This window comes from Bartonella tamiae Th239 (genome assembly GCF_000278275.1).
GTDB lineage: Bacteria > Pseudomonadota > Alphaproteobacteria > Rhizobiales > Rhizobiaceae > Bartonella > Bartonella tamiae.
Genome location: NZ_JH725147.1, coordinates 2,136,563 through 2,157,928 on the forward strand (window position 1 = coordinate 2,136,563; position 21,366 = coordinate 2,157,928).

Below are 21,366 nucleotides of genomic sequence, written 5' to 3' on the forward strand. Positions count from 1 at the left end.
TTAGCGGTCTCTCAGACAGATCTTGTAATAATTTGGGTTGGCTGCGCAGTGATTCTCGCCATAATTTTTTGCCTATGGCGTTCTCTTTTAACACTCACGATAAGTAGAGATATAGCCAAGGCTGAAAAAATGAAACCAGAGCAAACGCGCTTTATATTGATGCTTCTTTTGGCTATTATTATTGCAGTTTCAATCAATATTATTGGCATATTGCTCATTACAGCTTTGCTGATTATTCCAGCTGCGACAGCAAGGCGATTTGCCTCAACACCTGAAAAAATGGCTATATTTGCCATAATTATCGGCATAATAGGCACAGTTCTTGGACTCTATTCCTCGCTTCAATTTGATTCGCGTTCTGGTCCAAGTATCGTCGTAGCGCTTTTTTTGATATTTATGATAAGCCGATTTGTGTATACGCTTAAGGAGAAAACATTCTCATGGTTGAAAAATTAACACATAATCAAGCTTTAGTGTTATCCGTCTTGCAACAAGCACAGGCTCCATTAAGTGCTTACACAATTTTAGACAAGCTGAGAGGCAAAGGATTTCGAGCGCCTTTACAAGTCTATCGTGCATTGGAAAAACTGGTTACAAACCATCATGTCCATCGATTAGAAAGTATCAATGCATTTATGGCTTGCAGCCATTTTGATCATGGTTGCCATGGTCTTGCAGCCTTTGCAATATGTGACGTATGTGGAAATGCAGCCGAGATTGAAGATCAAAATCTTAGTCATCATATTCAAAATATGAGTGAAGAAATTGATTTTACCACACGACAAACAACTATAGAAATACGTGGCTTATGCGTAAACTGCTCTAAAAAAACATAAAATATGAATATTTTTTGAAAATAATGCAGGTCACTCTATATTTCCAACCAAGTATTTAAGAGAAAATCTCAAAAACACTCATTTTAACTGTAATTTTCATATTGAAAACACCATAACACAGACTGATAGGATAAAAAATTTTGATCGCTGACTGGACATTTCCAACGCAGATTATTTTAGGTAATGGTCGTGTATCGGCACTTGAGGGCTGGCTACAAAATAATAATCTTCATTCACTTATGATCATTACGGATCATAAATTAACAACGACGACAATATTTAAAAAATTTTTACACCACATAGATAAAATGTCGATCGCATTTGGTGTCTTTTCTGATTTAAATGGAAGAGCTGATAAAGACGTACTGGCTCGCAGTGTCGGTTTGTTTCAAGATGGAGGATTTGATAGTATCATTGCTTTTGGCGGCGGCTCAGTCATTGACCTTGCAAAATTAACGGCTTTAGTTCTTGTAAAAAAAGAAGCACCGAGTTATGTTTACCATACATCCCATATTTCCCAAAAACCCCCTGTTATTGTTATACCAACGCTTGCTGGCAGTGGTACCGAGATACAAGAAACAGTCTATTTAAAATCAGACATTATTACAAATGAACAAAAAATAAGTGATGAACGGTTAAAACCTTCATTAGTCATTTATGATTCCGCCTTGACTTCAAAAGCCCCATCTTCACTTGCGGCGGGTGCGGGCATGAATGCTTTTGTAAATGCGATAGACAGTTGGTTTACTCCAGAATTTAATCCGCCTGCTGATGCTTTAGCCATCGAAACGATCCAACTTATTTTAAAGTATTTACCCATTACTATTCATGATCCTAACAATATTGAAGCACAAATGCATATACAAACAGCGTCAATTTGTGGTGCAATGGCAGCAACAAAAGGTATCGGTCCAACAGCAGCCCTCGCCTATGCTATCAGCCATTATTATGACACCCAATTTGATGTAACAGCGGCTGTTCTGTTGCCGCACGTACTCGCCTATTATCAATCGTCTAATCAGGAAAGATTAGAACTTCTAAATGAAAAACTGAGCATAAAAAAAGGTTTTAATGGATTAGCAAATATTTTGCTTGAATTGAGACAAAGCATTGGTATTCCATCAAAACTTAACCGTCTCGCTAAGGGACAAAAAATCAAACTTAAAGATAAAGCATTTATGAACAAACGCACACTTCAACTTATGAATAGTCAGGGACCTGGTATTCGTTTAACCAAAAAAGCAGTATCAGAAATTCTTCATGCAGCAATCATCGGCAAAATAAAACGCAACAATAGAACGATCACGCCACTTTCTGAATAGATTTTAGGTTTTTTTCTATCCGTTTTCCATTTGCTTTGAGAATACCGTGACAGTTTTTTAGGTAACCTTGTATAAGCTCAAAAGCTTGAAAGCGCTCTTTTTCAAAAGGACCGGGCATAGAAAATTTATCTGTTAATGATGAACAAAAACCAAAGCGTTGATAATAGGCTGGGTCCCCCACCAAAAAAATAACACCATGATGATTTGCTTTTGCTGTTAAAATGGCATGATGCATTAAAAAACGACCCACGCCTTGCCCATTCAAAGATGGATGAACAGCAAGCGGTCCCAATAAAAGCCCTTTTTCTTGCTCATGCAAACCTTTGTTAAAACGAATATGCCACAAACGTAATGTTGCAATAAGTGTCGTATTGTCATCTTTTACACTAAAGGCTAAATTTTGGGCAGGTAGGCGCCCCCGTCTTAACAATTCTGACGATTTAAGATGACGCGTGGATCCCATTGTCAAATCAAGTAAAGCCTCGCGTTGAGATTCATCATCTTTCACTTCAGGATAAAGATAATAAAATTGCCCTTGCGAATAATGTATAATGCTTTGATCATCAACCATCATAGTCAATCCTCATCACCTTTGCCCATGCATTCTATGCATGAGCAAAGGCTTGCAAATTAAAAATTTAAAAGCAGACTTTTTTAGATGACATAAGAACGTAGAGGTTCAAATCCATTAAAGGCAACAGAAGCATAAGTTGTGGTATAAGCGCCTGTTCCAAGAATAAGAAGTTCATCCCCTACACTTAAAGATATTGGTAATGGATAAGGTGTTTTTTCATACATCACATCAGCGGAGTCACATGTGGGACCAGCAAGTACACAAGGTTCCATAATATCATGATCACGCGTCGTTTCAATCGGATAACGAATAGCCTCATCCATTGTTTCAATCAGACCGTTAAATTTACCCACATCAAGATAAACCCAACGTTTCGTATCAGTGTCTGATTTTTTAGAAATTAAAATAACTTCACTGCGAATGACACCTGCATTTCCAACCATGCCACGACCAGGTTCAATAATGGTTTCAGGAAGACGATTGCCAAAATATTTGCTCAAAGATTCAAAAATCGCAACACCATAAGCCTGCGCTGTAGGCACATCTTTAAGGTATCGCGTTGGAAACCCACCGCCCATATTGACCAATTTTAATATGATACCTTCCTTAGCCAAAGTTTCAAAAACTTTTGATGAGTCACTCAAAGCTCGATCCCATGCATCAAGATTGGTCTGTTGTGAACCAACATGGAAGGAAACCCCATAAGCATGTAAACCAAGATTGTGGGCATGACGCAAAACATCGATGGCCATATCAGGAACACAACCAAACTTGCGTGATAATGGCCATTCGGCACCTTCGCCATCTGTTAAAACACGGCAAAAAACACGTGTTCCAGGAGCCGCACGTGCAACTTTTTCCACTTCTTCAATACAATCAACTGCATAAAGCGAAATCCCTAAAGCATAAGCGCGTGCAATATCACTTTCCTTTTTAATAGTATTACCAAATGAAACACGATCAGGTGTTGCACCTGCTTCAAGTGCCATTTCTATCTCTGCAACGGAAGCTGTATCAAAGGACGCCCCCATTGAAACAAGTAGCCGCAAAATTTCTGGCGCAGGATTTGCTTTTACTGCATAAAAAATACGCGATTGTGGTAGTGCTTTTTGGAAAGCGTCATAATTATCGCGCACAATATCAAGGTCCAAAATCATGCATGGACCTTCAGGACGGCGTGTTGCAAGGAAATCACGAATACGTTGTGTTGCCATTTCGATACTCCTAAGGAAACATATGTTTCCACATTCTATGGCTGCCATATTTTTATATGATCAACCAAAGGACAAAGTGCAAATCCCTATCACGCATTAACCAGTTATTGGAGTGACCGATCAATTCATGCATAAGGTCTGCGGCGAAGGAACAGCGCGATAAACGCATTGTTCGGCTTTGTCTGCCTTTTTGATTGGAAATACGAAAACCGTTTCCGCACGAAAGGCAATGAGGTGTGCCTCTTCAGTAATCTCGGCGGTTGGAAGGCCGAAAGACACCAGAAAGGCCCGCACCGTCGTTGCTTCAGGATGTTCTCACTCTTACGATTGGTCGTAAGAATGACTAGAATCACTACCAGGTACCTTACCGAATCCCTCACCATTAGAGGATCGGCGTACATCCACAGGCACGTGCGACTTTGGGCAAATGGGCATATAAGGCTAACATCGTAAAATTTCAACTTTTTTTTTACTTTTTTTTTATTTTTTTATTTCCTAAATCATTTCTTATGCGCAAAAGTCACATTTGCCATAGTATAACTTAAAATATTAATTGAGATAGGAATGTCATTTTGGGCTTATTGACAAGAATGCACGCATTTGTTGATGTTGTAGAAGCAGAAGGATTTTCAGCTGCTGGGCGAAAAACACATAAATCAAAAGCACTTTTGTCAAAACATGTAAGAGAATTGGAAGACGAACTTGGTGTTTTATTATTAAATAGAACAACGCGACAACTTTCTTTAACAGAAGCTGGACATAGCTATTATTTACGCGCTCTTGAGATTTTAAAAGAACTCGATGATCTTCAAGATAGTATCACACAATATAACGCTGTCGCACATGGTCGCATTAAAATTAGTGCATCGCGCACATTTGCCGATGCACCTATTGGCAAATCGCTTGTTGATTTTCTTGTTGCACATCCAAAAGTTCATCTTGAAATTCATCTTGATGATCGATTTGTCGACCTAGTTGATGAAGGTTTTGATTTAGGAATACGTTTTACAAGAATGGAAGATTCGTCTTTAATTGCCCGCCGATTAACCAATATTACATCAGTTGTGGTCACATCACCTGAACTTTTAAAACGAACAGGTATCCCACTTAAACCACAAGATTTGCGAGGAATGCCCTGTTTGATTGATCGTAATAATCGAAGTTATAACAACTGGACTTTTATGAACAAAGATGGAAGTATTTTTTCAATACCTATTTCTGGTCCCATGGAAGTCAATGGCCCAATCATCACAAGAACTGCCGCCATTGCAGGCATTGGTTTTGCGCGTATGCCTCATTTTGTTGCAGCTGAGGAAATTCAAAAGGGAAGACTGGTATCGGTTCTTGATGATTATACAATTAAAGATACAGGCGTTTATGCCGTTTATCCGCATCGTCGATATTTGCCCGCAAAAGTTAGATTTCTTGTCGACTACCTCGTCCAATGGTTCAAAATATATGATAAAAGGCCGGTTCAAGATCTCGCCATTGAACAATCAAAAAATTACGATTGATAACTTAATTTCAACACTGCTTTATTTCAGAATCATAGCATTTTACATATTTGGATGAATAAACGAGCGTTTAAAAACAGATTATATTAAACAGTATTATGTTTTTAAAACATTCTACTAAAAATCAATAATTTAAATAATTTTATATTTTTTACAAACAAACCAATATATTATTTTTTTCATATCACATCTATCATTACAAAATGATGGCTGAAATGATTTCAATCAACCATCATTATAAAACACTATTTTTTCATTGCTTGTTCAATGTGGTCAAGAAGATCAGCAGGCAAAGACAATTTTTGTGTTAATTGATTTAAATAATCACGCTCTTTTGGCTTATCAGGATCCAGTGCCATTCTTGATGCCACATAAAGTTCAGTCTTTTGTGTATCCGTTTGAACATCATGAACGAGCGCATCAAGATCGACAGGTTTTTCAAGCTCTGTAATAAGAAATTGGCTTGTTTGCTTATCCAAATTCATCTCAGAAATTTTTTCTTGAATGAGTTGTTGCTCACTTTCATCAACACGACCATCCGCTTTGGCCGCTTGTATCATGGCTCGAATAAGCGTTAAAGAAAACGCCTCATTTTGATTATTCCCACTTTTATCTTCGACACATGTATTTGATTGTTGTCCTGATTGTTGTTGATAATTTTTTAAAGCATCAAAAGCGACACTTGCAATCGCAGTTAACCCTCCCCCTTTTATTAAATTTTCAAAAATGTTCCCTTTGTTTTGACTGCCAAAGAAACTACCGATAAAATCACCAACCGAAAACTGGGACATAGTGCTTTGTGCCTCTTTTTTTTGATCTGAGACACCAGAATCTTGCGACTTTAAAAGATCTGAAAAAATTTTTTTTGCGTCCAACATGCCTATTCTCCTCTTTAAATTAATTCATCATTACACTTGAGAATAATAAAAATAGATCAAAAATGATATGAGGCAAATTGTAGTGAGTATTTTTAATATTTATGATGTCACATTCACGCTTACTAAGAAGCAGCATGTATTCATCAATGGCCGATATGTGGTCCTTGCCCTCGACTGCGTGCCAACTTAAGCTGCAAATTACGCTCACGAAAACGCTTGCGATCTTCATCACTGCGTTCATCATAGCATGCTTGACAAGACACACCTTCTTCAAAATGCGCTTTTTGCTTATCATCAGGTGTTAACGGACGGCGACAAGCACGGCAAAGCTCCAATCCACCTTCTTCAAGTCCATGACCGACAGAAACCCTTTCATCAAAAACAAAACATTCCCCTTTCCAAAGACTGTTTTCTTTTGGGATTTCTTCTAAATATTTTAATATACCACCTTTAAGATGATAAACCTCATCATACCCCAGTCCACGCACATAAGCTGTCGATTTTTCACAACGAATACCGCCTGTGCAAAACATAGCGATTTTACGTTTTTTCTTTAATTCACCTTCATGATCACCGATCCATTTTGGAAAATCTCTAAAGGTTTTAATATCAGGATCAACCGCGCCTTCAAATGTACCAAGCGAATACTCATAATCATTGCGCGTATCAATCACAATGGTATCGTCATCACAAATAAGCTCATTCCATTGTTGCGGTGAAACATAGGTTCCAACAACTTTTAAAGGATCAACATCCTCAACACCCATTGTAACGATCTCTTTTTTTAGACGAACTTTCAGGCGTCGAAAGGGCATTTCGGTCGCAGTTGAATATTTAAGCTCAGGATTGCTTAATTCAGGCTGTGCCAAGATAAAATCAACTAATCTAGCGATGCCATCTTTACTACCAGCAACTGTTCCATTGATTCCCTCATGGGCAAGAAGCAAAGTTCCTTTGATTTTTTCACTTATGCATAGTAAACGCAAAGGCTCTTGTAACGCGCGGTAGCGTTCCAAACGGGCAAAACAATAAAGGGCAGCAACTGTAAATTTTTGTTCCATAGCTCCAAATACCGCGCTTTGATCTTTTTTTCAAGAAGATTTCACATGGCTCTTTCATATCTGTTATGAAATGCTTATAATAAGTTACAATGGTGTATGAAGGAGATCAAGCAATGGCACAAAAAACTGAACAGCTACTCCCTATATTGGAAGGTCAAACTGTTATTCCTGTTCTTTTAGTTGATGCAGTTGAAGATGCTGTTCCTTTAGCACGTGCCTTAGCAAAAGGTGGATTAAAAGCTATTGAAGTCACTTTACGAACACCTGTAGCACTTGATGCAATTAGAGATATTGCGGAAAATGTAGAAGAAGCCATTGTTGGAGCTGGAACAGTCTTAAATATTGATCATTTTGAAGCAGCACAAATTGCTGGTGCAAAATTCATTGTAAGTCCTGGTCTCACTGGTGAATTGATTGATATTGCTGAAGACAGTCATATTCCTTTATTACCAGGCGCAATCACACCCAGTGAAATTATGGCCGCTTTAGAAGAAGGGTATAATTATCTTAAATTTTTCCCTGCAGAAGCAGCTGGAGGTATCAATTTTGTTAAATCACTTGCCTCGCCTTTCGGCCAGGTAAAATTTTGCCCTACAGGTGGCATTTCTCAAAATAATGCAAAAGAATGGCTCAATATGGATAATGTTGTTTGTGTTGGTGGGTCTTGGATTGCACCTAAAGAGCTCACTCAAACAAAAAATTGGGAAGCAATAACAAAACTGGCAAAAGAAGCGAATAGTCTTTAAATAAAGACTGAAAATCGTATAAAATCATAAAAATTTCTATCATTGAAATAATGTGAAGTTATATTCAAAATATAGGCTCAGTTGGATAAAAATAAGATAGCTTTTCGTTAAACTATCTTAAAATAATTATTATATTAAAATTATCATGACATAGTCTTATGCACATCTTATATATAAAAAGCACACGATACTTGATTTCTTTAATATTAAGTAAATCTTAAAATATGAGAAAAATTTTTGTGAAATTTACGTGTGATTAGCTTAAACTATTTTGCCCCTCTATTGGTCACACCAAATTAAGATAAAATCACAAAATATTCGCTTATAAGATTAATCGACGAATGCACGTTCTACCACATAGGTTGCTGGTGCATTATTTGCACCTTCAACTAAGCCGAATTCTTCACACATCGATGCACAATCCTTAAGCATCGCCATAGAACCACAAATCATGACCCGATCTGTCTCTGCGTTAATTTTGGGCAAGCCTGTAACTGTAAAAAAAGCACCGCTTAGCATGGCATCTGTAATACGCCCCATATGATCAGAGTGTTCACGTGTGGTCATTGGATAAAATTTTAATTGTTGCGCAAATTCGCCAATAAGTGGATCATCATTTAATGTTTGCACGAGATCTTGCGCATAATTTAACTCGTTCACATCACGTGTTGTTTGAATAAGAACAACCTCTTCAAATTTTTCATATGTTTCAGGATCACGAATAAGACTTGCAAAAGGCGCAATCCCTGTTCCTGTTGAAAGAAGATAAAGTCGTTTACCAGGAATTAAGGCATCTAAAACAAGCGTTCCTGTAGATTTTTTACGCATTAAAATCGTATCACCTGGTTTTATTTTTTGCAAATGTTCCGTTAATGGACCCCCAGGAACTTTAATAGAAAAAAATTCCAGTTCTTCATCCCAGAATGGACTTGCTATGGAATAGGCACGATAAACTGGTTTTTCAGCATTTGGTAAACCAATCATGACAAATTCACCTGAACGGAAACGAAAGCTCTCAGGACGTGTTACACGAAAACGGAAAAGACGATCCGTATAGTGTTTGACCTCAAGCACTGTTAGGGCAAAAACATTGTCAGGGATAGGAAAACTTTGTGTTTGTGTATGCATTTCAGAAGTTTTTGTTGAGTGAGACGCATTCATAAAACTTTTCCTTACCTTTTCACATTCGACTGTTATGCTGATTGAATACCTTTTCTATCTGTCGTCAGATATAAACCCATCCTATCAATCTGCCAATGATTGTTTCTACATTTATTTTATAATGAATAAAGTATCGTATTAGAGTGATATTTATTCATCAATTAATGGAAAATATTTCATAAATATCATGTAAGAAAACTTTAAATGAAGGCTAATCCATAAATATTTGATCATTTATTGATTTTCAATTTATTAATGTAAAGGTAGAAGCTTAGATTTTATTGCAGCGTTTTCAATCTCATATTATTTTCTAACTTAAATTAAAATGACTTTTTTGCATAATCCTTTCAATGATTTTAATATCTTAACAATATAACAAACTGTATTATTTTTTTAAAAAAATTTAATTGTCTTTATGGAAAGCCCTGCTCCCATACCAAAACCGTTCCCTGTTGTTGTTACGGATAGGTTACTTCTAAATTTACCACTTTCAGACGTATAGCCAGCACCCATTGCCACAGCGCTTTCACCTTTCCAATAACCAGAACCAAATGCTACACCAATAGAACCTGGTTCATCAAAGTAACGCAAGTTGGAAGCCGCAAGACCAATTGCTGCTGCTTGACGTGCTTCTTTCTTTGCTTCTTCAACACCATTGGCCAATTGATTAAACCGCATGTCTGTATAGCGATTAGACGATGCAACAGCTTCATCCATACGCTGATCAGCATAGGTTTTCGATTCATCCAATACTGTATTCATCTGCGTTTTAGCATAGCTATATAATTGGCCACCATTGATCGCTTCTTTTGAGCCTTCTTCAATACGGCCATCAGCAACATTGTTAATGGTGACACCTTTATCGCGATCACCACCCTGTAAGGTCATCGTGTTGGTTCTTTTGCCATTTTCATCTTTATCATACATCACAGCATTATCGACAACACCTTGAATACCGGTTTCTATATTATCAATACGCTGATTTGTATCCCAAAGTTGACCACCATTAACAGCATCAGTGGAACCCGCTTCAACCTTACCATTTGCAACATTGGTAATGTTTTGCGGTGAACCTGTTCCATGACTTGCATCATAAGCATTCAGATCATTGTTCCATTTTAATGAATCACCGCTGTCAATATTACCTCCGTTAACAACATCTTCAACTTTGCCAACACGATCATTCACATTTCCAAGACTTTGGTTCAAACCACCCAGGGCATCACCAACATTATTATATCTTCCTGAAGAAACAGAACCATCTGCACTAATACTGCTGACTTCATAAGTTGGACCTCTCCAAGCACCATTAGCAAAGCCGGCACCACCACCTAAAAATGAGGCTATTTGGTTATTCATGGCAAATATCTGTGCACCATTGACCGCATCAGTTGATTGTGCATCAATCGTCCCCGCTGCAAGGTTTGATCGTGTCTATGCCTCTGCAGGCTCTGCTGCACTACCACCTTTTGCTGTCAATACAATGGCATTCTTCGCAGGACTATTTGCTTGTGCAGGCGCAACACGTTGGACAATACCTGTTGTAGAATTTGTGATATTGTTAATGGTATTACCTTGATTGGTTAAGATCGTATTCACATCACCAAAAGCCTATGCAACATCACAATTTCGAAAGATATAGAACATCTTTCAAGCACTTAAAATAAACGTCTATCTTGTCTGATTGACCCACTCTAAATATTATGACCCAATAATTTGAATCGTTAAAAGTGAATAGATTTTTCTTATTAATCAATAACTTAAAAATATTCAATGCTAGACAGATTCAAAATTTATTGAAGCCATTATTTTTTGTTTTGCAATTCATTTGATTGAACACAAAATTGCTCAGCACTGTATTTTAAGAAAGAAAATATAGTGTGAATATAACCTCATTTTTATTATTTTATGAAAATACACTTGTCGAAAATAGGTCATGATCCGTATAAAAAACTTTATAATTACTCTAATACTCTTAGAGAAAATCAGTAATGTTTGATCATATCACTGTAATAAACGTCATGTTGCCTGTTAAGCACGATAATCTGAACTTACGATCAACCACGTACCCCAAAATTACATATCGTTTGCGATCAATAAAATAATCATAATCTCTGTTTTTTAGCAACAATATAGATGAGTAATTATAAAAGTACCCGTTAATAGCCACCACTTCTAACAAATGGCAAATAGCTGCTCATTACATGACACTATGACAGATGCGCCATAGTTTCTGTATTAAAATCTGCACAAGTGTTACTGTTATTTTATTCTCAATTAATACTTACTATATCTTATTTACTCAAATGAACAAAAATAAATTATGAATGTATGCACTTACCGTAAACCATAATGTCACCATCAAAGAATTTTTTTATAAAAGTTTTTTTTGCTCAATAGGTTTACATTGCCTAAACCTATTGAGCAAAGATGTGACGTCAAACGGATAATTGTAAATTAAAATAAACAAAAACTAAAACCAAAAGAAAAAATCGTTAAAATCTTAAAGATTTTATTTCCGATCAAGCCTCATTCTTTTTAAACGAACATAAATCATTCATTTCATAGTGAAAAATAATAATAAAGTGATAAGTTTACAATAGCATAGATAACTGCATAATAAGAAATAAATACACCTTCATTAAAGAATATATCATTTAAAAAGCGATATATATTTGTGGAAAATCATTATGAAAAATGATCTTAAATTTGGTACTAGTGGTTTGCGTGGACTTGTCAGTGCACTAACAGATGATGTTTGTCAAAATTATACGCTAGCCTTTCTCAATCATCTAAAAGCCAGCAAAAAACTTACCCCAGATATGGCGCTCATTGTAGGTCATGATCTGCGCGCGAGCAGTCCCCATATAAGCAAAATTATTATGGATACCGCCTCATCCTATGGTGTTCACGTTATGAATGCGGGTGCTTTACCAACTCCTGCATTAGCTCTTAGTGCGCTGAACAATCATTGTCCTGCAATTATGGTGACAGGAAGTCATATTCCCGAAGACAGAAACGGCTTAAAATTTTATACATCAGAAGGCGAAATTACCAAACAAGATGAATTGAGTATTTTATATCACTTAGAAATCGTCAAACCTATTATAAAAGATAAAAAAGAATATCCACTTAACCCTTCTATTTTAGCAGCTTATCGTAAGCGTTGCCTTGCAATCTTACCAGAAAATAGTCTTCAAAATTTACGTATTGGTGTTTATCAACATAGTTCTGTTGCGCGTGATTTGTTAATCGATATTTTAAAACAATTGGGTGCGCAAACATTCGTTTATGCGCGATCAGATCACTTCATACCTATTGATACAGAAGCTTTAAGTCAAAATGATCGTGATTTTGTTTTAAACACAGTCAAAGAAAACAGTTTGGATGCACTGATATCTACTGATGGCGACGCTGATCGACCGCTCATTGCTGGTTCGGATGGGCATTTTGTAAAGGGTGATCTTATTGGTTTGTTAACAGCACAATATTTAGGAGCTGATGCGGTTGTAACTCCCGTCACATCATCTTCCGCCATTGAATTAAGCCATTTATTTCAACGTATATATCGCTGCCGTGTTGGTTCACCTTATGTTATTGCAGAAATGGAAGAGGCTGTTACTGATGGGTATAATACCATTATTGGCTTTGAAGCCAATGGTGGTGTTTTGCTTGGTAGCGATGTCACAACAGAGCAAGGAATTTTAAAAAAATTGCCAACACGTGATGCTATTTTACCTATTTTATGTCTTCTCGGACTGGCGCATCTTCAAGGCAATAGCGTACAAGCTCTTATGGCGGAATTGCCGCATCGTTTTACTGCAAGCAATAGATTAACCAATATTGATACAGAAAAAGCGTCTCGTATACTTGATACTTTAGACGATGGCACGACACGTGTGCATTTTTTTCACTCCATGGGAAAAATTACCCATTGGGATACTATTGATGGATTACGCGTTATTTTTGATAATGGTGATATTATCCATTATCGCTTATCAGGGAATGCACCTGAAATGCGATGCTATTGTGAAGCTTCAACACAAAAAAAGGCTGATAATAATCTTACTTGGGGCTTAAATAAAATGGCACACGCAATTGATAAACTCTAATTTTATAAAAAGATCGTTGCATTTTCATAAATTACAACGATCCCATATCATTATGTTCAAAACATCAGTCTCATGACAAAGATTGATAATAAATAGTTTACAAGACTTATGATGATTCTATGTCGTCTATTCCTGTACTAAAATAAAAACAGCACCATTCTATTCATCAAGACCATATCTGTTATTCCTCAACAGATTTTTGTGTTTCTGGCAAAACCAAATTAAGCACAATCGCTGTAATGCCACCTGCTGCCAGACCAGATTTCAGAATATCTGCAAGCCATGAAGGCAAATGTGCGACAAAGTCAGGAACTTGTGGTACGCCAACACCTACAGCCAAAGCAATAGCAATGATCAATAATGCACGTCGATCCAACTGAATTGCTGATAAAATATTAATTCCTGATGCTGCTACGGACCCAAACATAATCATCGCTGCACCCCCTAAAACAGGTTCAGGCATGGCCTGTATAAGGGCTGCAATTTTTGGGAAAAGTCCCATAATAATTAAAATAACCGCAATCCACAAACCAATATAGCGACTTGCGAGACCCGTTAATTGAATAATACCGTTATTTTGCGCAAAGACAGAACTGGGAAATGTATTAAAAACACCAGCTAAAAGTGAATTGGCACCATTAACCAATACACCGCCTTTAATACGACGCATCCATAATGGTCCTGAAACAGGTTCACCTGAAATTTTACTTGTTGCTGTAATATCGCCAACGGCTTCAAGAGAGGTTACCAAATAAATAATAATTAAGGGAATAAAAAGTGACCAAGAAAAGGATAGACCAAAATGCATAGGAGATGGGAGGGCAAAAATGGCCGAGTTTTCAAATCCAGAAAAATCAAGCCGTCCCAAAAATCCCGCGATACCGTAACCTATAATCAGTGCTAAAATAATTGCACTTGAACGAACCCAAGCAATATTAACACGATTAAAGAGTATAATAAGAATAAAAACAGAGCACGATAGACTCAAATTTTCTAAACTGGCAAAACTGCCTTGTGGTCCCATGGAGGCGTATCCCCCGCCCATACTGATCAAACCTTCTTTAATGAGCGTTAACCCAATCAGCAAAACAACAATACCTGTCACAAGTGGTGTAATCATTTTTTTAATAAAAGGAAGAATCCTGGAAACTGTCATTTCTATAAAAGAGCCTGCAATGACCACACCAAAAATTGTGGCCATGACCTCATGCGCACTATGGCCGCTTGCAACCATAACAGCTGCACCTGCTGAAAGTGGCCCCACAAAATTAAAACTTGTACCTTGAACAATTAATAGTCCTGCGCCCAAAGGACCTATTTTTTTACATTGAAAAAAAGTCGCAACGCCAGAAATCACTAACGACATAGACAAAACCATTGCTGTGTCTTGTGGCGATAAACCTGCTGCACTGCAAATAATAAAACCCGGTGTAATAATTGGAACAATAATGGCTAAAAGATGCTGTAAAGCTGCCAAAAATGCAATCGGAGCAGATGGACGATCATGAATTTGATAAACCAGTTCATGAGCAAAAGGATTTTTTTTGTCTTGCGTCATAAAATTATCTCCAGCAGAATTTCTCTGCCAACTAAAAAGAAATAAAAGCTTAGTTGATCAACCATGATGAAACGTCAAGCACATTCATATCTCTCTTTTCTCTTTTTCCACTAGCAATCAAAATTTGAGCACTTAAATTTAAAAAAATTAGCTCATCATCGTAAATTTTTGTACATAACGGCCTTTTCTCTTATCCAAGCGTAGGTATAAAATTTAAAAGAATATGAAAATTAAATGGAAAGGTTGTAAAGCATGGATATTAGTGAAGCTGCAAAACAATCAGGTCTTTCAGCCAAAATGATCCGACGTTATGAAGATATTGCACTCATTGCGCCTGCTCAAAGAACACAAAGCGGATATCGTGTTTATTGCCTGCAGGATATTGTCACATTTAAATTTATTCGTCTTTCAAGATTGCTCGGCTTTTCTATTTCTGAAATTCAAAAACTTTTAGAGCTTTGGAACAATCATGATCGCGCATCGAGCAATGTCAAAACACTGACTCTTTTGCATATTGACAAATTTGAAGAAAAACAACGCATTTCCCAAAAAATGATACATACATTAAAAGAACTAGCGGATCATTACCAAGGCATTAAACATTCTGATTGCCCTATTTTAGAAAGTCTTGCAAGCTAGTTATGACACATGACTTTGAGGCATTTTAACGATAAAACTTTAAGACTTCTCGTTGATCGTTTTTGATGCAGTTAGGTTTTACCGCCATATGATGCGTTCATTTTATGCTTTCACGATCTTATACAAACAAAAGTAATATTATTGTTATTCTTCCAATAAAATGCTTTTATATTCAAACGCGCACATTAGACATAATTCCGTGTGCATTTTTGGGAGATCACTATGGCAGAAATTCTCGATATTGAAGATTTAAAAAAATTGGCAAAAAAACGTGTGCCAAAAATGTTTTTTGATTATGCAGATTCTGGTGCATGGACAGAAAGTACTTATCGCGCCAATGAAGACGATTTTCAAAAAATCAAATTGCGCCAACGTGTTCTTGTTGACATGACCAATCGCTCGCTTGCCAGCACCATGATCGGCCAAGATGTTTCCATGCCTGTCGCACTTTCTCCTACTGGTCTAACAGGCATGCAACATGCTAATGGTGAAATGCTTGCTGCCCAAGCAGCAGAAGCTTTTGGGGTGCCATTTACACTTTCTACGATGAGTATATGTTCTATTGAAGATGTTGCTTCTGTTACAAAAAAACCATTTTGGTTTCAGCTTTATGTCATGAAAGATCGAGATTTTATTGCCAATCTTATCGAAAGAGCAAAAGCTGCCAAATGTAGCGCATTGGTCTTAACCTTGGATCTGCAAATTTTAGGGCAAAGGCATAAAGATCTTAGAAATGGATTATCTGCTCCACCGAAATTCACACTCAAACATATTTGGCAAATGATGACGTGTCCGCATTGGTGCCTGCAAATGTTACAAACCAATCGACGTACGTTTCGTAATATTGCCGGTCACGCTAAAAATGTCACAGATCTTTCTTCCTTAAGCTCATGGACAGCAGAACAATTTGATCCAAAATTAAATTGGAGTGATGTTGAATGGATTAAGAAAATCTGGGGAGGTCCTCTTATTCTTAAAGGCATACTTGATAAAGAAGACGCAAAAATGGCCGCAAAAACTGGTGCTGATGCCATTATAGTTTCCAATCACGGTGGTCGACAACTCGATGGCGCTCCCTCATCAATTTCCGTCTTGCCTGAAATTGTTGATAGTGTTGGTGACAAAATAGAAATCCATATGGACGGTGGCATTCGCTCTGGACAAGATATTTTAAAGGCACTCGCGCTCGGCGCTAAAGGCACTTATATTGGCCGACCTTTTCTTTATGGTTTAGGAGCTATGGGGCAAGAGGGCGTGACAAAAGCACTTGAAATTCTTGCGCGTGAGTTGGACATTACAATGGCTTTATGTGGCAAAAGAGATGTAAATGAATTAACAAATGATGTGCTTTATTCTGATAAATAAACTATTGTAGTCAAAATAACCTATTATAGTAATGTCTCTCTCTGTCATTGAGCATTTATCAAAAAACGCAAAATTTTATAAAACTATCATTTCATTGGTTATCTTAAACTGTGTTTATGGATAGTACACTATTATCATTCATGGATTTTATAGTTGAAAAAAACGTTTTAAAGGAATGAATACGTTCTCTTATACACAATTGTCAGTCATGAACACATATCAGCTTAGTTTAATGAGATTTAAGAGGTGTGAGAACGTTGTGCTAAAACTGAACGAATAGAAAAACTTGAGTGAATGCGTGAAACGCCAGGCAATCGTGAAAGCACTTCTTTGTGAATTTTCTCATAAGCAGTTGCATTTTCTGCCTCAGCACGCAACCAATAATCCGCATCTCCAGTCATTAAATAGCATTCTTTAATTTCTGGATGACGACACACGGCCGCTTCAAACCGATCAAGATAATCTTCCGTTTGTTTTTCTAATGTAATTTGAATAATAACAACCAGACGATCATCACCTTCAGCTGCTCCTAATATAGCTGTATATTTACGGATAACGCCAGTATTTTCTAATATTTGCACACGACGCAAACAGGCTGATGGTGACAAACCAACCTCTTAGGCTAATTGTGCATTGGTCATGAGCGCTTCACGGCGCAAAGATCGTATAATATTACGATCGATAGCGCCTATTTTTTGCATAATATATGAACTTATAACTTAAAAATCGAAATCATGCGAAAAATAACAGAATATTTTAATATGAGAAACGACATTCACGCATTTTTCACCTATAATTTTAGAAACATAAAGTGGCATTTATCGATTAAAATCTTAAATCACTTAAATATAAGACATATATTTACCGAATGTCATCATACTATGATTTAAAACACATTCATTACTTCACCATATAAAATATGAGAAATGATAAAAATGCCAAACACAGAAAATGAAGATCACTTACCAATAGAAACATATGGAGCTATTGCGACCATTGATCTTGACGCTATAGCGCATAATTATCAACTGCTTTGTAAAAAAATAGCACCTGCACAATGCTCTGCTGTGGTCAAAGCAGATGCATATGGTTTGGGTGCGGCCAATGTTGCACATATCCTCTACAAGGCAGGATGTCGTATCTTTTTTGTGGCACAACTGAATGAAGGACGAGATCTCAAAAAAGTTCTTCCTCAAGATGCAATCATTGCTATTTTGAATGGATTACAACCTGGCAGTGAAAGCATCGCTGCGCAAAATCATCTTGTTCCTGTACTGAATTCTTGGGACGCCATTCTAAGATGGCAAAATCTTTGCATCAAACGTCGTAAAAATTTCGCCGCAATAATTCAAGTTGACACCGGAATGGCACGACTTGGTCTTGATGCACAAGAATGCAAATTTTTAAGTGCCAATACGTCAATATTCAACGACGCAAATATTCTTTTTTTAATGAGTCATTTAGCCAGTGGCGATGAAAAAGAAAATCCTTCCAATGCCCGACAATTGCAATGTTTGAAAGATATAAAAAGTACATTTCCAAACTGCCCTATTGCTTTATCCAATTCAGGGGGCATTTTCTTAGAAAAATCCTATTATTTTGATCTTGTTCGCGCTGGTATTGCGCTTTATGGCGTTGCTCCTAATCATAAAGAAAAACATATTAAACCTGTTTTAAAACTTGACGCACGCGTCATACAAAGTCGCCATGTTGAAAAAGGTCAAGCCATTGGATATGGGGGAGATTTCATAACGAAGCACCCAAGCACTATTACCACGATTGCAATGGGATATGCGGATGGTTGGCATCGTAGTCTGGGAAATAAAGGCTCTGCTTTTTATGCTGGACAAAGACTACCAATACTCGGTCGCATTTCAATGGATTCAATCACACTGGATACAAGCGATCTGCCGATACTCTTAAAAGCTGGTGATCTTGTCGAACTTATCGGAGAACATCAAAGCTTGGAAGAAGTGGCAAAAGATGCAGGCACTATTTCATATGAAATTCTCACATCATTAAGCAGACGTTGTGCGCGTGTTTATCTTCAAAATGGAAAGACGACCAGATTATGAAAATTCTCATATTAGGCAGTGGTGTTATCGGTGTTACATCTGCATGGTATTTAAACAAAGCAGGACATGATGTGACTGTGCTTGATCGTCAAACAGGACCCGCTCTTGAAACAAGCTTTGCCAATGCTGGTCAAGTTTCTTTTGGATATACAACACCATGGGCTTCCCCTGGCCTTGTTATCAAAGCTTTAAAATGGATGATGCGCCCAAATTCGCCACTTATCATTCGCCCGCAAGCCAATTTTCGACAAATATCATGGCTTTTATCGATGCTGACCAATTGCAATACGCAATGCTACAAAGATAATAAAGCACTCATGGTTCGTCTTTCAGATTATAGTGCTCATTGCTTAAAAGCTCTTCGAGAAGAAACACATATTCCTTATGATGAGGGTATGAAAGGCACTATACAGCTTTTTCGTGATCAAGCACAATTTGAAGCCGCACATAAAGATGTTGAGGTTTTAAAAGCCGATGGCATAGAATTTCAAATGTTGAATGCACAACAATGCGTTGAAGAAGAACCGGGCCTTTTTTCGCTTAAAAAGCAAATTACAGGTGGCTTACAAACACCGAAAGATGAAACAGGTGATTGCAAAATATTTACTGATAAACTTGCAAAAATGGCACAAGATAAGGGGGTTAAATTCCGCTATAACGTCACTATAAAAAAATTACATTATGCCGCTCAAAAAATCAGCGGCGTTGAAACCTCTTCTGGTTTTGAAACAGCTGATGCATATCTTGTCTGCATGGGCTCTTTTACGCCTTTTCTTTTATCTAATGTTGGATTACATGCCCCAATTTATCCTGTCAAAGGTTATTCTATTACCGTGCCTGTTACCAATGCTGAACATGCACCTGTTTCGACTGTCATTGATGATAGTTATAAAGTTGCTGTGACACGCCTTGGAGATCGTATTCGCGTTGGCGGAATGGCAGAAGTGTCCGATTATAAAATAAAGCTTTCAAAACAACGAATGAAAACGCTACAAGAAGCGTTAAAAATGATGTTTCCAAAAGGCTATGACCAAAATTATCAGCCAGAATTATGGTCGGGGCTTCGACCAGTTACTCCTGATAGTGTGCCAATTTTAGGAAAAACACTTTTTCCAAATCTTTATATCAATTCAGGGCATGGTACACTTGGTTGGACGATGTCAACTGGAAGCGCTCATTTTATCGCCGATATGATCAGCGGTAAAAAAACAGAAATTGATCCATCAGGACTAGATATTCAGCGTTATCAATGAGGATACTCACTTTTTTTTCATCATGAGTAATGAGCATAAATGAGGCTCAAGACCACTTGATTTTAATAAACTGGCGCAATAAATAAAAAATGATACGAGGAAGAAAGTAAAAACGGATACTATATCATCGACTGGCTTTTTGATAAAAAAGATTTAAGATATTTTTGTGTCCTTTGAATATGTGAAATCTTGTCAGTCATTTTGTTGTGCTGCCTTGAAAATATCCTTATTACCAGCAGCACCTCTCCTCGTTCTTAAAAAATCTTCCCATAGCAATTCAACAAAATAAATAGTCTTGTGCCTAGAATTCCAATCGAGCGCCATCATCTCATGCATATTATTGAATGAAACAAATTTTTTACGACTATGAAGAACACACTTAGTTTTAATAAATTTTTTATCGACACGATATTTATATTTATTAATTTTCTTCAATATTTTTTTACACAGACCATACCAAAAAAACAAAGACAAAAATTGCGCGTCTATAAGAAGCAGGATATAAGACACTAAAATTTTTAAATTTTGCCTGATAAATTTAAGTGCGTTAAGCAAAAAACTTTGGAAAGAAAATTTATGTCACGTACAGTCACAATTGCCGAGATTCCTGCATCTATTGGTCACGAAGTTGGTATTTCACAATGGCGCCTTATCACTCAGGAAATGATCAATCAATTTGCAGATGCAACAGATGATCATCAATGGATCCACACAGATGAAGAACGGGCAAAAGATACACCTTTTGGTGGGACAATCGCTCATGGTTTTTTAACATTATCACTCTTGTCCACACTCGCTTATGAGGCTTTACCAGAACTTGAAGGCGCCACAATGGGGATCAATTATGGCTTTGATAAAGTTCGTCTGATGAGTCCTGTAAAAACCAATTCAAGAGTGCGCGCTCGTTTTGTTTTAAGCGATGCAGAAATTCGTCCCTCAGGTCGCATTGTCTTTCATTATGAAGTAACACTTGAGATAGAAAATACAAAAAAACCAGCTTTAATTGCCAATTGGATAGCCATTACGATGGTCTCGCCTGAAAATATACCTTCTTAGAA

The 21,366-nt window shown here is 37.1% G+C and carries 19 protein-coding genes and 1 pseudogene (1 of these 20 running past the window's edge); 12 read left to right on the plus strand and 8 right to left on the minus strand.

Annotation, left to right across the window (positions count from 1 at the left end; all coding sequences use genetic code 11):
* From ME5_RS09555 to ME5_RS09565, 3 genes are all read left to right on the plus strand, one after another.
* On the plus strand, window positions 1-456 hold the 3' portion of the coding sequence (locus ME5_RS09555) for an iron chelate uptake ABC transporter family permease subunit (protein WP_008040573.1). Its footprint begins 360 nt before the window's first position; the window shows 456 of its 816 coding nt (coding positions 361-816); its start codon lies beyond the left edge, outside the window; its stop codon occupies window positions 454-456.
* Window positions 441-836: a Fur family transcriptional regulator gene (locus ME5_RS09560; RefSeq protein WP_008040574.1), complete on the plus strand. Its 396-nt coding sequence runs from the start codon at window positions 441-443 to the stop codon at window positions 834-836. Before ME5_RS09555 ends, ME5_RS09560 begins: the two co-directional genes overlap by 16 nt.
* A 140-nt stretch (window positions 837-976) precedes the next feature.
* Complete coding sequence (locus ME5_RS09565) at window positions 977-2,158, plus strand: iron-containing alcohol dehydrogenase (protein ID WP_008040575.1); 1,182 nt, start codon at window positions 977-979, stop codon at window positions 2,156-2,158.
* On the opposite strand, the gene ME5_RS09570 is transcribed toward ME5_RS09565, so the two are convergent.
* A complete protein-coding gene (locus tag ME5_RS09570) occupies window positions 2,139-2,729 on the minus strand; it encodes a GNAT family N-acetyltransferase (RefSeq protein ID WP_008040576.1) in 591 nt (196 codons plus the stop codon). The two genes, ME5_RS09565 and ME5_RS09570, sit on opposite strands and share 20 nt — an antisense overlap.
* An 83-nt stretch (window positions 2,730-2,812) precedes the next feature.
* Window positions 2,813-3,946, minus strand: a complete 1,134-nt coding sequence (locus tag ME5_RS09575) for a type III PLP-dependent enzyme (protein WP_008040577.1) — start codon at window positions 3,944-3,946, stop codon at window positions 2,813-2,815.
* A 590-nt stretch (window positions 3,947-4,536) separates the two neighbouring features.
* On the opposite strand from ME5_RS09575, the gene ME5_RS09580 reads away from it, so the two are divergent.
* On the plus strand, window positions 4,537-5,460 hold the full coding sequence (locus ME5_RS09580; RefSeq protein ID WP_425338842.1) for a LysR family transcriptional regulator: 924 nt from the start codon (window positions 4,537-4,539) through the stop codon (window positions 5,458-5,460).
* Between the two features lie 245 nt (window positions 5,461-5,705).
* On the opposite strand, the gene ME5_RS09585 is transcribed toward ME5_RS09580, so the two are convergent.
* Complete coding sequence (locus tag ME5_RS09585) at window positions 5,706-6,338, minus strand: tellurite resistance TerB family protein (RefSeq protein ID WP_008040579.1); 633 nt, start codon at window positions 6,336-6,338, stop codon at window positions 5,706-5,708.
* 143 nt (window positions 6,339-6,481) lie between these two features.
* Window positions 6,482-7,399 (minus strand): oxygen-dependent tRNA uridine(34) hydroxylase TrhO, encoded by a 918-nt coding sequence (trhO, locus tag ME5_RS09590; protein ID WP_008040580.1) that lies wholly within the window; start codon window positions 7,397-7,399, stop codon window positions 6,482-6,484.
* A 113-nt stretch (window positions 7,400-7,512) separates the two neighbouring features.
* On the opposite strand from trhO, the gene ME5_RS09595 reads away from it, so the two are divergent.
* Complete coding sequence (locus ME5_RS09595; RefSeq protein WP_008040581.1) at window positions 7,513-8,145, plus strand: 2-dehydro-3-deoxy-phosphogluconate aldolase; 633 nt, start codon at window positions 7,513-7,515, stop codon at window positions 8,143-8,145.
* 330 nt (window positions 8,146-8,475) lie between these two features.
* On the opposite strand, the gene ME5_RS09600 is transcribed toward ME5_RS09595, so the two are convergent.
* Both ME5_RS09600 and ME5_RS09605 read right to left on the minus strand, forming a co-directional pair.
* Window positions 8,476-9,306, minus strand: a complete 831-nt coding sequence (locus ME5_RS09600) for a ferredoxin--NADP reductase (RefSeq protein WP_008040582.1) — start codon at window positions 9,304-9,306, stop codon at window positions 8,476-8,478.
* A gap of 393 nt (window positions 9,307-9,699) precedes the next feature.
* Entirely contained in the window at window positions 9,700-10,713 is a 1,014-nt protein-coding gene (locus ME5_RS09605; protein ID WP_425338867.1) for a YadA-like family protein, read from the minus strand.
* Between ME5_RS09605 and ME5_RS10815 the strand changes: the two genes are divergently transcribed.
* Both ME5_RS10815 and ME5_RS09615 read left to right on the plus strand, forming a co-directional pair.
* On the plus strand, window positions 10,664-10,885 hold the full coding sequence (locus tag ME5_RS10815; RefSeq protein WP_039964510.1) for a hypothetical protein: 222 nt from the start codon (window positions 10,664-10,666) through the stop codon (window positions 10,883-10,885). The two genes, ME5_RS09605 and ME5_RS10815, sit on opposite strands and share 50 nt — an antisense overlap.
* 1,111 nt (window positions 10,886-11,996) lie before the next feature.
* Window positions 11,997-13,418, plus strand: a complete 1,422-nt coding sequence (locus tag ME5_RS09615) for a phosphomannomutase (RefSeq protein WP_008040585.1) — start codon at window positions 11,997-11,999, stop codon at window positions 13,416-13,418.
* Between the two features lie 181 nt (window positions 13,419-13,599).
* Here ME5_RS09615 and ME5_RS09620 read toward each other — a convergent pair whose 3' ends face one another.
* On the minus strand, window positions 13,600-14,976 hold the full coding sequence (locus ME5_RS09620) for a uracil-xanthine permease family protein (protein ID WP_008040586.1): 1,377 nt from the start codon (window positions 14,974-14,976) through the stop codon (window positions 13,600-13,602).
* A gap of 252 nt (window positions 14,977-15,228) precedes the next feature.
* Between ME5_RS09620 and ME5_RS09625 the strand changes: the two genes are divergently transcribed.
* The gene (locus tag ME5_RS09625; protein WP_008040587.1) at window positions 15,229-15,615 is read left to right on the plus strand and encodes a MerR family DNA-binding transcriptional regulator; all 387 of its coding nucleotides are present in this window, start codon (window positions 15,229-15,231) and stop codon (window positions 15,613-15,615) included.
* Between the two features lie 222 nt (window positions 15,616-15,837).
* Window positions 15,838-16,980: an alpha-hydroxy acid oxidase gene (locus tag ME5_RS09630; RefSeq protein WP_008040588.1), complete on the plus strand. Its 1,143-nt coding sequence runs from the start codon at window positions 15,838-15,840 to the stop codon at window positions 16,978-16,980.
* A gap of 239 nt (window positions 16,981-17,219) precedes the next feature.
* Here the strand turns inward: ME5_RS09630 and ME5_RS09635 are convergent.
* Window positions 17,220-17,681, minus strand: a pseudogene (locus ME5_RS09635) (Lrp/AsnC family transcriptional regulator).
* Between the two features lie 234 nt (window positions 17,682-17,915).
* Here ME5_RS09635 and alr point away from each other — a divergent pair.
* From alr to ME5_RS09655, 3 genes are all read left to right on the plus strand, one after another.
* Window positions 17,916-19,055 carry an alanine racemase gene (gene alr / locus ME5_RS09640; protein WP_008040590.1) on the plus strand — a complete coding sequence of 380 codons (1,140 nt, stop codon included), beginning with the start codon at window positions 17,916-17,918 and terminating at the stop codon, window positions 19,053-19,055.
* Window positions 19,052-20,308, plus strand: a complete 1,257-nt coding sequence (locus tag ME5_RS09645) for a D-amino acid dehydrogenase (RefSeq protein WP_008040591.1) — start codon at window positions 19,052-19,054, stop codon at window positions 20,306-20,308. The genes alr and ME5_RS09645 overlap by 4 nt, the downstream gene beginning before the upstream one ends.
* 576 nt (window positions 20,309-20,884) lie before the next feature.
* A complete protein-coding gene (locus ME5_RS09655) occupies window positions 20,885-21,364 on the plus strand; it encodes a MaoC family dehydratase (RefSeq protein WP_008040592.1) in 480 nt (159 codons plus the stop codon).
* Window positions 21,365-21,366 lie beyond the last annotated feature (2 nt).